At 35.3% G+C, this 14,243-nt stretch carries 17 protein-coding genes; 1 reads left to right on the top strand and 16 read right to left on the bottom strand.

Going from position 1 to position 14,243, the window contains the following annotated elements; translation table 11 throughout:
• Positions 1 to 10: 10 nt before the first annotated feature.
• The 11 genes from DZ858_RS06045 to cyoE form a co-directional block, all read right to left on the bottom strand.
• Positions 11 to 1,276, bottom strand: coding sequence for an ABC transporter permease (locus DZ858_RS06045; RefSeq protein WP_117159535.1), 1,266 nt, complete (start codon positions 1,274 to 1,276; stop codon positions 11 to 13).
• Between the two features lies 1 nt (position 1,277).
• Positions 1,278 to 2,522, bottom strand: coding sequence for an ABC transporter permease (locus DZ858_RS06040; protein ID WP_117158679.1), 1,245 nt, complete (start codon positions 2,520 to 2,522; stop codon positions 1,278 to 1,280).
• Positions 2,515 to 3,237 carry an ABC transporter ATP-binding protein gene (locus tag DZ858_RS06035; RefSeq protein ID WP_117158678.1) on the bottom strand — a complete coding sequence of 241 codons (723 nt, stop codon included), beginning with the start codon at positions 3,235 to 3,237 and terminating at the stop codon, positions 2,515 to 2,517. Before DZ858_RS06035 ends, DZ858_RS06040 begins: the two co-directional genes overlap by 8 nt.
• 134 nt (positions 3,238 to 3,371) lie before the next feature.
• Positions 3,372 to 3,602 carry a hypothetical protein gene (locus tag DZ858_RS06030; RefSeq protein ID WP_117158677.1) on the bottom strand — a complete coding sequence of 77 codons (231 nt, stop codon included), beginning with the start codon at positions 3,600 to 3,602 and terminating at the stop codon, positions 3,372 to 3,374.
• Between the two features lie 4 nt (positions 3,603 to 3,606).
• A complete protein-coding gene (locus DZ858_RS06025; protein ID WP_117158676.1) occupies positions 3,607 to 4,137 on the bottom strand; it encodes a DUF420 domain-containing protein in 531 nt (176 codons plus the stop codon).
• Position 4,138: 1 nt separating this feature from the next.
• Positions 4,139 to 4,831: an SCO family protein gene (locus DZ858_RS06020; RefSeq protein ID WP_117158675.1), complete on the bottom strand. Its 693-nt coding sequence runs from the start codon at positions 4,829 to 4,831 to the stop codon at positions 4,139 to 4,141.
• A gap of 29 nt (positions 4,832 to 4,860) precedes the next feature.
• A complete protein-coding gene (locus tag DZ858_RS06015; RefSeq protein ID WP_117158674.1) occupies positions 4,861 to 5,520 on the bottom strand; it encodes a hypothetical protein in 660 nt (219 codons plus the stop codon).
• Positions 5,521 to 5,654: 134 nt separating this feature from the next.
• On the bottom strand, positions 5,655 to 6,041 hold the full coding sequence (locus DZ858_RS06010; protein ID WP_117158673.1) for a cytochrome C oxidase subunit IV family protein: 387 nt from the start codon (positions 6,039 to 6,041) through the stop codon (positions 5,655 to 5,657).
• A gap of 19 nt (positions 6,042 to 6,060) precedes the next feature.
• A complete protein-coding gene (locus tag DZ858_RS06005) occupies positions 6,061 to 7,041 on the bottom strand; it encodes a cytochrome c oxidase subunit 3 (RefSeq protein WP_117158672.1) in 981 nt (326 codons plus the stop codon).
• Positions 7,042 to 7,087: 46 nt separating this feature from the next.
• Entirely contained in the window at positions 7,088 to 7,669 is a 582-nt protein-coding gene (locus tag DZ858_RS06000; protein WP_117158671.1) for a cytochrome c oxidase subunit 3, read from the bottom strand.
• Positions 7,669 to 8,568 carry a heme o synthase gene (gene cyoE, locus DZ858_RS05995; RefSeq protein WP_117158670.1) on the bottom strand — a complete coding sequence of 300 codons (900 nt, stop codon included), beginning with the start codon at positions 8,566 to 8,568 and terminating at the stop codon, positions 7,669 to 7,671. The genes DZ858_RS06000 and cyoE overlap by 1 nt, the downstream gene beginning before the upstream one ends.
• A 117-nt stretch (positions 8,569 to 8,685) precedes the next feature.
• Between cyoE and DZ858_RS05990 the strand changes: the two genes are divergently transcribed.
• A complete protein-coding gene (locus DZ858_RS05990; RefSeq protein WP_117158669.1) occupies positions 8,686 to 9,657 on the top strand; it encodes an MBL fold metallo-hydrolase in 972 nt (323 codons plus the stop codon).
• A gap of 19 nt (positions 9,658 to 9,676) precedes the next feature.
• On the opposite strand, the gene DZ858_RS05985 is transcribed toward DZ858_RS05990, so the two are convergent.
• The 5 genes from DZ858_RS05985 to gcvH form a co-directional block, all read right to left on the bottom strand.
• Positions 9,677 to 11,767: a gliding motility protein RemB gene (locus DZ858_RS05985; protein ID WP_117158668.1), complete on the bottom strand. Its 2,091-nt coding sequence runs from the start codon at positions 11,765 to 11,767 to the stop codon at positions 9,677 to 9,679.
• A gap of 181 nt (positions 11,768 to 11,948) precedes the next feature.
• Complete coding sequence (locus DZ858_RS05980; RefSeq protein ID WP_117158667.1) at positions 11,949 to 12,470, bottom strand: hypothetical protein; 522 nt, start codon at positions 12,468 to 12,470, stop codon at positions 11,949 to 11,951.
• Positions 12,471 to 12,689: 219 nt separating this feature from the next.
• Complete coding sequence (locus DZ858_RS05975; protein WP_117158666.1) at positions 12,690 to 13,415, bottom strand: energy transducer TonB; 726 nt, start codon at positions 13,413 to 13,415, stop codon at positions 12,690 to 12,692.
• Positions 13,416 to 13,480: 65 nt separating this feature from the next.
• On the bottom strand, positions 13,481 to 13,882 hold the full coding sequence (locus DZ858_RS05970) for a VanZ family protein (protein ID WP_117158665.1): 402 nt from the start codon (positions 13,880 to 13,882) through the stop codon (positions 13,481 to 13,483).
• Positions 13,848 to 14,228, bottom strand: coding sequence for a glycine cleavage system protein GcvH (gcvH, locus tag DZ858_RS05965; protein WP_117158664.1), 381 nt, complete (start codon positions 14,226 to 14,228; stop codon positions 13,848 to 13,850). The genes DZ858_RS05970 and gcvH overlap by 35 nt, the downstream gene beginning before the upstream one ends.
• Positions 14,229 to 14,243: the final 15 nt, after the last annotated feature.

The raw sequence follows: 14,243 nt of genomic DNA, 5'->3' as shown, positions 1-14,243 counted from the left end.
AACGTTTTATTTATTCAGTCCGTAGCGCATCTACGGGTTTTACTTTTATTGCATTTTGTGCAGGTATTAACCCTGCCAATAATCCTGAAACTATCAATATTATTAGCGCAATCATTACTACACCTATATTTACAGAAGGGTTTAAGAACATCATTTCACTGGTGTCCATTCCGTCCATCACATAATTAACGAGTGCCAAAACTCCGGAAGCCAACACAATACCGGCCATTCCTGAAATAATGGTTAAGAAAATTGATTCCAATAACACTTGCGAACGTATACTCCAAGGAGTTGCTCCCAATGCACGACGAATGCCAATTTCTTTAGTCCGCTCTTTTACTACGATCAACATAATATTACTAATACCAATAATTCCAGAAAGTAACACTAAGATCCCTACAAAATAGGCTACGAAGTTCAGAGCTACAAAGAGGCCATTAATTTTACTATATTCTTCATATAAATCGAAATTACCCACTGCTCGATCATCTTCAGGATGAATGGAATGCCGCAATTTTATAACATCGAATACTTGTTCTTTCAGTTTGGTGATAGAAGATCCATCTTGGGCAGTAATAGCCATCCAGCCTACGGTTTCGCCCATATTAAAAGCTTGTGAAAAAGAAGTGAACGGAACGTAAATTTCTTTTTGCGCTTCTTCTGCATCTCCTCCGCCATTTGATTTCTTTTTATAGGTGCCAATTACCATAAAGTTTACACCATTAATTTTTATATAGGTACCTATAGGCTCTTCACCCGGATCATACAATCCTGTTTTCACAGATTCCCCTATAATGGCTACTTTACGTTTTTCATTAATATCAGAATAATTTATAAACCGCCCAGAAGTAATATCCATGGGCTGTTGTTTAATGATTTCAGGATAATCACCATATACATTGTACGCTCCGGTTTTTAAACCACGGGTAACATTATTAGCACCTCTAAAGCCCCCCAGTTGATTTCGAGGAGAAACGTAGCGTAGATTGGGTACGTTTTGTTTTATGGCCGCCACATCTCCGGTTTTAAAATTGTACCGACGGCCTTTTGGCAATCCCTTGTAAGGTTTTGATGCTGTTTGCGCCCACATAAACATAGAATTAGTTGCCATGCCACTAAAACCCTGTTTAACACCGTTTTCAAGACCATTACCAGCAGCTAATAATATAACAAGTATAAAGATGCCCCATAACACGCCAAAAGCGGTCAAAATCGTCCTAAACCAATTTGAACTTAGCGCTTGTATTATTTCGCTCCAACTATCCCTGCTAAATATCTTACTCATCACGTAATGCTACTATGGGTTTAATAATTGAGGCTCTGTAAGCAGGGAAAAATCCAGCAATGGCTCCTGCGACTACCAGAATAATTACGGTTGTAAGGGCGACTCCAAAATCTACTGATGGATTACTTATAAAATTGGTTTCTATCAATGGCCCCACAAACTCGATTAGGAGCAATCCAGAAATTAAACCTATAAATCCGGCAATGGCGGTTACAAAAACCGATTCGTGTAAAATCATTCCTATTATAGACAAGGGTTGGGCACCAATGGCTTTCCGTATACCAATTTCTTTAGTACGCTCTTTTACAATAATGAGCATGATGTTACTAACACCCACCACTCCTGCGATTATGGTACAAATACCCACGCCCCAGAAAAACCAACGGATCATATCCATCAAGTCGTAAAACCTTTTTGCGTTTTCTAAAGAGTTATTCACGTTTATAGCACGTTCATCAGTGGGAGAAACAGTATGACGCATTTTAAGATCACTTTCTAATTGATTGGAGAATGCTTCGGAAGCAGCTACGGCATCTTCAAATTTATCTTCAGGCTTTAGTGTAAAAACCAAGGAACGCAAGTTATTTCCTGCGTTAAAAACCCGTTGTGCTGTTGTTAGCGGAATAAACATACGCGTTTCTTCGCGTTCTCCACCGGGATCTGTGTAAATGCCGACTACTTTAAATTTTATTCCTGTAATTGAAATATACTCGCCAATGGCATTTTTTCCTTTGAAAAGATCTTGATAAACCCGATTCCCTAAGATGGTTACTTTTTCATACCCATCTAAATCACTTTGGTTGATATAACGCCCAGCGACAATGCTTTCATTTTCCAAAAATTGATAATCACCACGAACGCCTTCAACCCGGTATGATCCCGTTTCACCATTATAGGATGTTAAGACACCCCAATTACTAAAAACTCCTGATTTATACTCCAGCTTATCAATATTTTTGGCTTCGGCCAACTCGTAATCTTGGTTATCCAACTGTATACGGCGACCAGGGTTCATCCCTTTATATTCTTCTGAAGTAACATTTGCCCATACCTGAATTCTATTTGCAGCATCATTTTGAAATTCAGAAGAGATACCATTTTGCATTCCTTGCCCAATTGCCAAGAGTATGACTAATATAAAAATACCTGAAGCGACGGATAGGCCCGTTAAAAAGGTCCGCAATTTATTTTTGCGGATTGTTTCGAATATTTCTTGCCAACGTTCTAAATTAAACATGAGCCAATGCTTTTTCTTTTGCTTCTTTAGCCCGCACTTGTTTCACTACCGAGTCATCTAAGATGATACCATCTTGTAGATTTACGATACGCTTAGTCATGTGAGCAATATCGTCTTCATGAGTTACAACCAAAATGGTTTTGCCTTCATCGTTAATGCCTTGTATCAATTCCATTACTTCATAAGAAGTCTTCGTATCTAATGCTCCGGTGGGTTCATCTGCTAATAATACCTTGGGGTCGCTGGCAAGTGCGCGAGCAATGGCTACACGTTGTTTTTGACCACCGGAAAGCTCATTAGGTAAATGACCGGCCCAATTTGCCAATCCTACTTTTTCCAGATAATGCATTGCTTTTTCGGTACGAGTATTCCTTTTTTCACCTTGATAGTATAATGGCATAGCAACATTATCCAGTGCAGACTTATAGTTAATAAGATTAAATGATTGAAATATAAAACCGAGAAATTTGTTTCTATATTTTGCTGCTACTCGCTCATTAAGATTTTTAATTTTGGTACCATCTAAGTGGTAAGTACCTTCATCGGCTTCATCCAAAATACCCAAAATATTAAGCAAAGTAGATTTCCCTGAACCTGATGACCCCATAATAGAAACCATTTCTCCTTCAGAGACATTAAAATTTATTCCTTTTAAAACGTGAAGCGAATTGCTTCCCATGTGATATGACTTGTGTAAGTCTTTGATTTCTATCATAGTGAATAAATAAAGCACAAAAAAATACTATTAAAGGATTAATTTGTGAAATTTTTGATAAGACTTACAGGCTTGGTTGGCAAGAGTCTTTATTTATAAGACTGTTTTAAAACCTTTTTGTTACAGGCTTGATGTTAATTTTGAGCTTTTTTTGCGTTTTTTCGCATTTTGTAGATAGCATAGCCAATACCTCCAATTAATAAATAAGGAAAAATCATAAGATACACAATGCCATTGTTAATCCCTTTGGCCGCGCTGCCTCCGTCTTCATTTTCTAAAACTGCGCGACACATGGCGCATTGGGCATCAACAGGAAAAACTACTATCAATAAAAATAATATGAGTACAAAAAATTTAGTTTTCATAATCTTAATAATAAGGAGAAATCATTAGATACACGATTACTCCAGTTACTGCAACATATAACCAAAGTGGAAAAGTTATTCTTGCTATTTTTTTATGCTTGCGAAATTGTCCTGAAATAGCCCGAACATAGGTTAACAATACAAAAGGTATAACAGTAATTGATAACACAATGTGAGTTATTAAAATAAAGAAATATACATACCTTATTACCCCTTCACCTCCATACGGTGTTGAGTCTGAAGTCATATGATACACCACATACATTACTAAAAACAATGCAGATAAAACGATGCACGATTTCATTAACAATTCATGCGCGTTGCGGTTCCCCTTTTTAATTTGAATAACGGCTAACACTAACAAAATAGCAGTGATAGCATTAGTTGTTGCGTAGATTGGCGGTAAAAAATCAAGTCTCTCAACTCCTGGTATCCGCACAGTAAAGAGTACCGCAACCACAATAGGAATGATTATAGAGAGTATCCATATCCAGATATTGTATCTTTTTGTGCTTTTTGAAGTATCCTCTAACATGCTACAATAGTTTTTTAATATCTTCTATTAGCATCTGTATGCCTTCCTCTTCTAAGCCATTGTAATAGATAATTGGGTTTCCATTTTCATCAATTCTAGAACGAACATTACCTTCTTTATCTATAAGAGCGAACATTCCTGAATGCTCAAAACCACCTTCTGCTTCAGGGCTTTCAGCAGCGTATAGCTTAAAACCATCATTAGAAAGCTTTAAAATGTCTTTTTTGTTTCCAGTAAGAAAATTCCAATGTGGATGCTCAACACCATAACTATCAGCATATTCCTTTAAAACCTTTGGTGTATCTTGTTCGGGATCAATGGTAAAAGAAGCAATACCAAAATCATCTTCATTTTTAAAAGCCTCTTCTACCTTTAGCATATTCGTATTCATAACGGGACAGATACTTGGGCAGGTAGAAAAGAAGAATTCAACTACATACACTTTCCCTTTGTAATCTCTATTTGATATAGTGTCGTTATCTTGATTTATAAATTTAAAATCAGGGATTTTATTGATAGTAGTCATCCCTTTATCGTCAAAGTTGTTAGCGATACTTGGCGTATTCGCTTTATTACTCATGCGGTCATTTTCCACAACATCTCCATGGCTTAAGCGATCAATTATTTTTGGAATAGCCCATATTCCAAAAATTAATATAATGGCGGTAATCCCTATGTATGAATACTTTTTCAAAATATATACTCTTTAAGTTTAGTACAAATTTAAATTTCCCGTTTGGCATTATTTTTCTTTAAAGCTAAACGATATTCTGCCAAAACAATTTTTATATCGTCGCTCATTTTATTGTTAATCTCAGCTATTTCTCGTGAGTCATAACCATACAACTTGCCTACATCTTCATCTTCGTTTCTTCCGCGTAAGTTTTGCTCCTTATCTATTATAAAAACATAAGGAGTGGCCAAAGAGCTATTTAAATTAAAATTACTTTGTAAGGAGGTGAAGACAGCTTCTATTGCTTGTGGAGAACCATAAGCAAATTTCCATTGGTCTGTATCCACAATTTCAGCTAACTTAGCTTCTAGCTCTTGAGATTGTTGCTTTGCTTCTTCGGGAACTATAAATATAATTTGGAAATCTTTAAACTCATGATTTTTTTTATAGATTTTATGAGCTAAGTTATAAGCCCCCACTTTAGCTGCCATTGGATCTTTACCAAAAAAACCTAAAACTGTAATGTTATTTTCCAAGTGTACTGGAGTACCGTCTTTCAATTTAAATTCATTAAGGTTCCGTACGGACTTTGTTAAAGTAGGTAGTTTCGCAAAATTATTAACGCCAGAAGCAAAGAACATATAGGCCGTAATAGGTAAGGCAAACAAAATAAAAATAACCAAATATTTCTTGAACGAATGTTGCTTCATAACATCATATTTTGGAATGCAAAAATACAGGGTAAAAGGTGTATGGGCAATCTTTTAAAGTTAATTTTTAAACACTCTAAAAGCAAAAAGTCCGGTTTATCACCGGACTTTTTTATATATATTTATAGAAAAGGCTAGAAGTCAAATTTGACCGCTCCGTTTTTATACACTTCATAAATATAATCTCCTTCTATTAATAGTATCAATATAAGGTAAGCTATTAAGAAAATAGCTGTCCATACCACTGAACGACGTAAACCAGATTTTTCATCGCGCATATGCATAAAATCCCAAGTGATATAATATGCCTTAACAATTGTAAGTATTATAAATACCCAGTTAAGCAATTTCATTGCCAAGAATGTATTCTCGGTTAAAGATGCTGGTTTAATAATACCTAATACAACTTCTATTATAGTAACAATAGAAAGGAAAACGAAGACGCCCCATATTTTCTGTTGGTTACTTTTAAACTTAACTGCTCCTCTAAAGATTGCTAAATTATGATTGTCGTGTGCCATTTTTTAATTTTTAAGCTGCTTAAACAAGGTAAAAGAATGTAAATACAAACACCCATACAAGATCTACAAAGTGCCAATATAGACCTACTTTTTCAACCATTTCGTAACTTCCTCTTCTTTCGTAAGTACCAATAACCACATTAAAGAAAATAATAATATTAATCACAATTCCTGAGAAAACGTGAAAACCGTGGAAACCTGTTATAAAGAAAAAGAAATCTGCGAATAACGGTGGGCCATATTCATTGTGTCTAAGATTTGCACCTTCTACCACTAGTTTTCCGTCATTCATTATTTTATCTACAGACTCTCCTCTTGAAAGTACAGTAGGCTCTCCGTGTTCATTAAGATATTGTGTTCTAACTAGTAAATTATCATTAGCCAAGAATCCAGCTTTCACTTCCTCAAAAGTAAAAGATGTTTGCGTTGGTTCGGCATTATACCAAACCCCTTCACTTTCATTATGAACTTGTCGAGCTGTTGGAATGTGTGTTGCAAAATCTGCAAGAGCTACACGCTCTCCTTCTGTATTTAGAAATTGAAGAATTTTACCTCCGTTAGTTTCTACCGCACCATATTCTCCTTTAATGAAAGTATTCCATTCCCATGCTTGAGAACCTACGAAAATAAGACCTCCAATGATTGTTAAGAACATATAAAATGTCACCTTACTTTTTTGCATTTTATGACCTGCATCTACTGCTAAAACCATCGTAACCGATGAGAATATCAATATAAAAGTCATAAAAGCCACATAATACATAGGTGCTTCTACACCATGTAAAAAAGGAAAGTGTGTAAACACTTCATCGGCTATTGGCCAAGAGTCTATAAATTTGAATCTTGAGAATCCATAAGCGGCAAGAAATCCTGAAAAAGTGAGGGCATCAGAGACAATAAAGAACCACATCATCATTTTGCCATAACTGGCTTTTAATGGTCGGTTACCTCCTCCCCAAGTTTTTCCTTCGGTACCTGTTTCAACAACGGTAGCTTCCATACAAAGAATTTGGTTTAAAAATAGGGTTCAAAAATACGATTAATTTTTATCTAACGAAATAGAAAAACAAAAACAGGTAAATCCATAGTATATCGACAAAATGCCAAAAAGTAGCAGCTAGTTCAATTCCAAGGGTTTTGCCGTTTGTATATTTTAGTTTATAATGATTATAAATTACAACAAGTATTGAAATTAGCGCCGCACTAACGTGGGCTAGGTGCAATAACACCACTAAATAAATAAACGAAGTAGTAATAGTGCTTTCGCTGCCAGTAAAATAATACCCATTTGCTATTATCTGTGAAAAACCTCTAAACTGAAAAAAAACAAAAGCTGCTCCTAATAAAAGGGTAGCTATTAAAAAGAGCATTCCCTTTTTATTTTGTTCTTTAGTTATGGCCATTTTTGCTAAATGAACCGTGATACTACTCGCTAAAATTACTGCAAGGCTAATGTAAAATGCCTGTGGAATTTGAAAATCGGTTAACCAATCTGGTCGCTCTTTACTTACTACATAAGCACTAGTAAGTCCTGCAAAACTCATTGACAGACTTATAATGCCAAACCAAAGCATCATTTTTTTAGCACGCTTTATTTTATGTTGTTCGGTCCCTTCCGTATAATCCATTATCGTATAAATTTATCTAGCACATACACCACTTGCAGTAGTGTAATATAACTAACACTTGCTAACATTAGTTGTTTGGCAGCTTTATTTGTTTTTTCTTTGAATAGGCGAATAGCATAATATAATAATCCTACTCCCAACAATCCAATAATTACAGCACTTACTGGAGTCACATAGAGTTTACCCGTTACGCCAAAAGCAGGAATCAATGACGCCAATACGGTCCATATGGTATATAAAACCACTTGTATGGCTGTTCCTTTATCTCTTTTTCCTGTAGGCAACATAAAGAAGCCTCCTTTTTGATAATCTTCATATAAAAACCACCCTATAGCCCAAAAGTGTGGAAATTGCCAGAAAAACTGCACCATAAACAAAGTACCTGGCTCAATACCGAAGTTGTTAGTAGCTGCAACCCACCCCAACATATAAGGTATCGCTCCTGGAAAAGCTCCTATAAAAACCGATAAGGGAGTTTTAGTTTTAAGTGGTGTGTACAAGCTTACGTACATAAATATCGAAATGGCACCAAACATCGCTGTAATAGGGTTAATGCTATATAAAACCACTAAACCTATAATAGTTAAAGCAATTCCCAGCGCAAGAGCTGAATTTACCTGCATCCGGCCAGCTGGAATGGGACGGTCCTTTGTCCTATCCATTAAGGCATCCAGATCGCGTTCAATAATTTGGTTGAAAATATTGGAAGCTCCTACCATACAATAGCCACCTACGCATAGCAGTAGTAAAATATAGTAGTCAACAGTTTCGGCACCTAACAAATATCCGGCTACGGACGAAAAAACCACACTGACTGATAACCGAAACTTGGTTATCTCGGTAAAATTCCTGACAAGGGTTTGAGGAACAGTTTGTGTTTGTGTTACGGACAAGCTCATTTTTTTTGCGCTGCAAAGATACAGCAACTACCCAATTTCCACAATTTATTCTATCATTTCTTAGTGCTTTATTTATACTTTTTTATTATTTTAATACCCTAATAAAATCCATAAAAGATGAACATTAAAAAAACGATCCTTTCATTGCTTCTATTATTTACAACTATTGCTTTTTCACAAACTGACTCAGGTGAAAAAATAAACCTTAAAGTTATTAAAGCCAGTGGCGATGTATATATGCTACAAGGCAAAGGAGGTAATATTGGGTTAAGTTTCGGAAAGGAATCTATTTTAATGATTGATGACCAATACGCAGAGCTTTCAGAAGATATACTTAAAGCTGTTAGGAAAATTAGCAACAAACCAATTAAAATGCTTATTAACACCCATTTTCATGGCGATCATACCGGTGGAAACATGGCGTTTAACAAAGAAGGAGCTGTTATTTTTTCACACGAAAAGGCACGAGAACGACTTGCTGGTATTGTAAATTCTGATCAAAAGAGAATTGACCAATCTGCTTTACCCATGGTTACTTTTACAAACAACTTACAGTTTCATCATAACGGTGAAACCATACAAGCTTTCCATATTGAAAACGCCCATACCGATGGTGATGTGGCTATTTATTTTCCAAAAAGCAACGTAATCCATACGGGTGATGTTTTTTTTAACGGAAAATACCCCTATATAGATACCGAAAATGGCGGTTCAATAGATGGATATATTAGAGGGTTAAAGAGAATTAAAATGATGATAAATGAAGACACCAAGGTTATTCCGGGTCATGGAGATTTGGGTACTATTGACGACCTTACTTTCACCATTAATATGCTTACAGACATATATAAAGAAGTCCGCTTTCATTACGCAAAAGAAAAGTCGCTTCAAGACATTATTGCTATGAAAGATATTACTTCAAAATATGATGAACAAGACTATGGAAAAGGTTTTATTTCCACAGATAAAATACTCACTACTATTTACAATGAAATAAAAAAGACAAAAGGCCCAGTTGACAACCGAAGTATGGAAGAGCGACTACAGGACAAGTACAAACAACAGCAAAAAGAGAAAAAAGACAATTAATTGTTTGTCCTAGTTTTTTTTAAAAATCATAATACCAATTAAACAGATCGGTACGTAAACCAAAGTTCAGCCACGTAGTCTGGTTTTCAAAAACGGATTCAGTATTAATTTCTGGTTTAAAATCGCGAACGATTAAGCTTGCATATATTTTTAAATTAGTGGCTGGATTTATCAAATATCCAGCCTGCAGTTCGCCGTGAAAAAAATCGGCGGTATTACCTTGCGCTACTTCATTATTAAGGTCTGAAACGCGGTTATCTTCTGTTCCATATATATTCCCGCCGTAAAAAAGACTATCTTCATCTGTATTGAACTCAAAACCACGTTTAGCAACTATCAACTTTAAATCACCAAAAATCCGTCCTTTTTGGTAGCGAGCAATAGTTATAAATTCAGAAAAATTCGCTCCTAAAGTATGTGCCATTGATTGATTGTTGTGCCCATAATTTAAAATAATGGAGTTGTGCGAATAAGTATAAGGCCGAACCCGGTTGTATTCTGCTTGCAGATACAAACCATCTATGCCAAAGGCATCATAATACTTGGCTCCCAGCTGGTAACCAACCTTATTTTTATAACTTCCCTCGCCTCCAAAGATATCGCTAGAAGAAAATTCATCTATAATCAATTGCCCATAAACATTAATGCGATCGGTAAATTTATATTTTGAGGTAAGCCCAATCAAAGCATTCCCTCCCCTTGGGCCTGTAGAGAACTCTATTGCCCTGTAAAAAATGACTGGATTTATGTAGTTAAAATCAAACCCACGATCGTTATCGTTTTCCCAAACAACGGACTCAAATAGACCTATATTCAAACGTTTTGTAACGTTATAGCTTAGATAATGATTGGCAAAAAACTTGGTACGAAACGATCCGCCATCCTGAACTTCCGGTCTTACATCGCGCAACGACATCCAAGTATTGGTATATTTAAGTTTCCAGAAGGTTGTGTTTATCTTAAAGTACGGATATGGGCTTGCATTATCACTCAGCAACAGGGAGCGATATCCATCACCATAAAAGTTTTTTCCGTGACCTAATTGAAAATTAAAATGTTTTGAAGGTGAATACGAAATATGCCCCGTTGCTATTGGGTAATCATAGGAGTCACTTCTGAATTTTTTGGCTATACCACGACCAGGTATTAAAGCAGGATTACCACCGGCAGGTCTTCTAGCTTCCGCAAATCGGTTGAAGTAATCAGCAAATCTCCCTTGGCTTTCATAAATTACAGCAAAAAAATTAAAGTTTTTACCCAAACCACCTTGTGTATATACCAAACGGGTATTATTATAAGTATCAATATCGGCATCAAAATCTTTTCCTACTTGTAGGTCAACTCCAGCGTCTAAAGTAATCCAATAGTCTTTACCCTTTAGGGTAACTAAATGCTCATTCCATAGTTTTTTGCCAAACCAAGACGATTTATCTTTTAATATTTTTTGGTTTTCAGCCTCAAAATCGTAGTATTTGTTAATTTCAGAATAAACATATGGCTTTTGTGCTGTATGGTTGTTTTGCCCTACACGGTTTAAAGCAGGATCGAATAAGCTATAATTATGATGTGAAAACGGGATGTTTATCTGGCTGGTATATTCTTCATTTTCATAGGGTAGGTTTTTAATTTCATCATATTCATTTTTTAATGTTTCCACTTTTTTAGTTTCTGAAACAGCTGCTTCATTATCCATTTGAGCGGGTACAGCTTTTATAGGAATAGGGATAGACATGGTAAACTGTACATAAGCAGGGTTACTGTTGTAAGTAGCAGGTTTTATCCGTGGAAGTGATTCAAAAACACGTCTGGTTTCTTTCTTAAGTTCATCATACATAGCATCTACGTACAGCACTTTAAAATCCCCTTTTTTTGTGATCTCGAAAAAGACAGACACATTACCAGTATAGTTTTCTTCAGTCACCACTTCAGGTACTTTAAAATTTGAAAACACTTTAGAGCGTACCGTTACATCAAAACAATTTTGAAGATTGTCGATGTTTTGATTATCGCATTCAGGGAAAACAGGATATTTTTCGAAGGAACCGCTTACCTTTTGAGCCACTGCGGGAAGACAAGCCAATATGAGCAAAACTGAAAAAAAACGCTTCATTGTAGGATACAAATTTTGTTGAAAGATACGGTTTTTTCGTTTTCTGAAAAGATAAAAAGAAAAAGCCCTTCACGAAGAAGAGCTTTTAAAATTTTAATACCCCATTTTAACAACTGTGGCGGGTCAACATATATTCAACGCTCGGAAGATACAAAAATTACTTGCGTCGATTCCATATTTATTATTCACAGGTAGTAGACTTATTTATTAAAATTAAATTCTCCGTATCATATAAAAACTCCCATTGTGAGAATGAATCGTCATGTATAATTCTTAAAATTCGTCGCTCTTTAGAATCATATTCTTTGTAAAAAATGTCATATTCTAAATATTCAAACGTTTTTTTAATTTGTGATTCAATAAAAATAGAGTTTAACTTATCTCCAATAACAAGAAACAAATGTTTATCATAATAAAAAAAACCATTTGGATCTAAATCAAATGCAATATTTTTATCGTCTATGGATTCAATTAATATTGAAGCATTGTCAAAAGTTTTATGTATGTCTATTGTAAAGAGTAATTCCGTGCTATAATAGTTACATACCTTCTCATGTTTCACTAAAGAATCTAAAACTGTGTTGAAATTATCATTTCTCAGCTCCAACTTATTCAACTCAACACTTATTTCTTTATGTTGTCCAAACCCAATTAATGGGCTTAATATTAACAAACTTATTATTATAGTTTTATGAATCTTCATAAGAAATACAATTTAAAATTTAATCGGTTTTGATTTTAGTGAAGATTTTTTTTGGAGTTTCCTGATTCATACCGTATATAATTTCCTGAATGTTTCCGTGTTGAAGATTTCATACCTATTGTATTTACTGGTTAATATATAAAACCTAATACAAGGGTTATGCCAAATAAAAAAACGCCTTCATTGCTGAAGGCGTTTGTAACTCTATATTTTAAGCGTCTAGTTCTGTACTTGGAATAAGATTGGCAGTGAGTACAATACCCCAACTGCTTTTCCTCTTTGTTTTCCAGGTGTCATTTGAGGTAATGACTTTACAACATCAACTGCTTCCCTTTCTAATCTTGGATGCGGAGCACGTGCACGTACATCTACTATATCTCCACTCTTGTTAATTTTAAACTGAACAAAAATACGTTGTTTTCCGTCCAATCCTAAATCGTTAGCAAGTTCTGTGTCGAATTTTTTCTGTACAAATTTTTGTACTTTTTCCGACATACATCTTTTCTTGGCATTATTACCACTCTCGTTTTCACAACCTGGGTAGATTGGCACGTTTTCAATAACGGCAAAGGGTACATCAGCAATTTCTTCTTCTACTTCTTCTTCTACAATTTCTTCTACCTCAACAATATCTTCTTCTTGACTTGCTTCGGTAGATTCTATTATGGTTTCTTCCACTTCTTCTTCATCTTCTACCACTTCTATTACCTCAGGTGCTGGTGGTGGTGGCGGTGGCGGTGGTGGAGGTGTTAATTGTTGGGTAATTGGCACTTCTTCTTCAAGATCATCACCTACATCAACCATTCCGGCATCTAAATCTGATTTATCGTACGTTTTCCATTCAATAGCTTGCCATGCCAACAAAAGCATCAAAATCATTCCTATTTGAAAGAACAATGTGCTTTTGCGATTCATGTTCGCTTTAGGGTTTTTCTTCGGTTCCATAATAGAGTATTTATTATATTGCTAAAATATAGAAATTCTAGTTCAATTGAAAACTAAAATACTATTTAGTTGTAAATTTTGTCTTTTACCTTTCTAAAAAGGCCAACACCTATAAGTAGTCCTATTGCATTTGCCACTACGTCAAGCATATCTGCTTGTCTATAGGTTGTAAACATATATTGTAAAGCTTCAATTATTATGCCATAGAGCAAACAAAAGCCAAAAACTGCATATATAGTTATTACAGCCATCATTTTGTTTTCCTTTATATAAAAAAACAAAAGCCAAAACACTATTAAAATGCAATTAATAATTACATGGGCGGCTTTGTCATACGGTATTCCATCTTGTTGAGGCAATAAACCTTGTGAAGGCACCAACAACATAATGGTTATGAAAGTTGTATATGTTATGGCCAGTATGCCAAGGACTTTAGGCTCCGATAATCTCTTGATAAGCTGCTGCATCTAATAAATCTTCAACCTCATCAGGGTTTGATAGTTTAATTTTTATCATCCATCCTTCGCCGTATGGATCAGAATTCACTTTTTCGGGCTCTTCTTCTAGGTTTTTATTAAACTCAATAATTTCTCCTGAAAGCGGTAAAAAAAGGTCAGAAACAGTTTTGACAGCCTCTACAGTTCCGAAAACCTCTTCCCTTTCCATAGTTTCATCTACAGTTTCTACTTCCACATAGACAATGTCACCCAATTCGCCTTGGGCAAAATCGGTTACTCCAACCGTTGCTACATCGCCTTCAATTTTTATCCATTCGTGGTCTTTGGTGTATTTTAGGTCTGCTGGTATATTCATAATATATAATTCTTA

The sequence above is a fragment of the Marixanthomonas ophiurae genome, assembly GCF_003413745.1.
GTDB classification, from domain to species: Bacteria; Bacteroidota; Bacteroidia; order Flavobacteriales; family Flavobacteriaceae; genus Marixanthomonas; species Marixanthomonas ophiurae.
The sequence above is the reverse complement of the archived record's forward strand: the minus strand, read 5'-3'. Positions and strand labels throughout refer to the sequence as shown.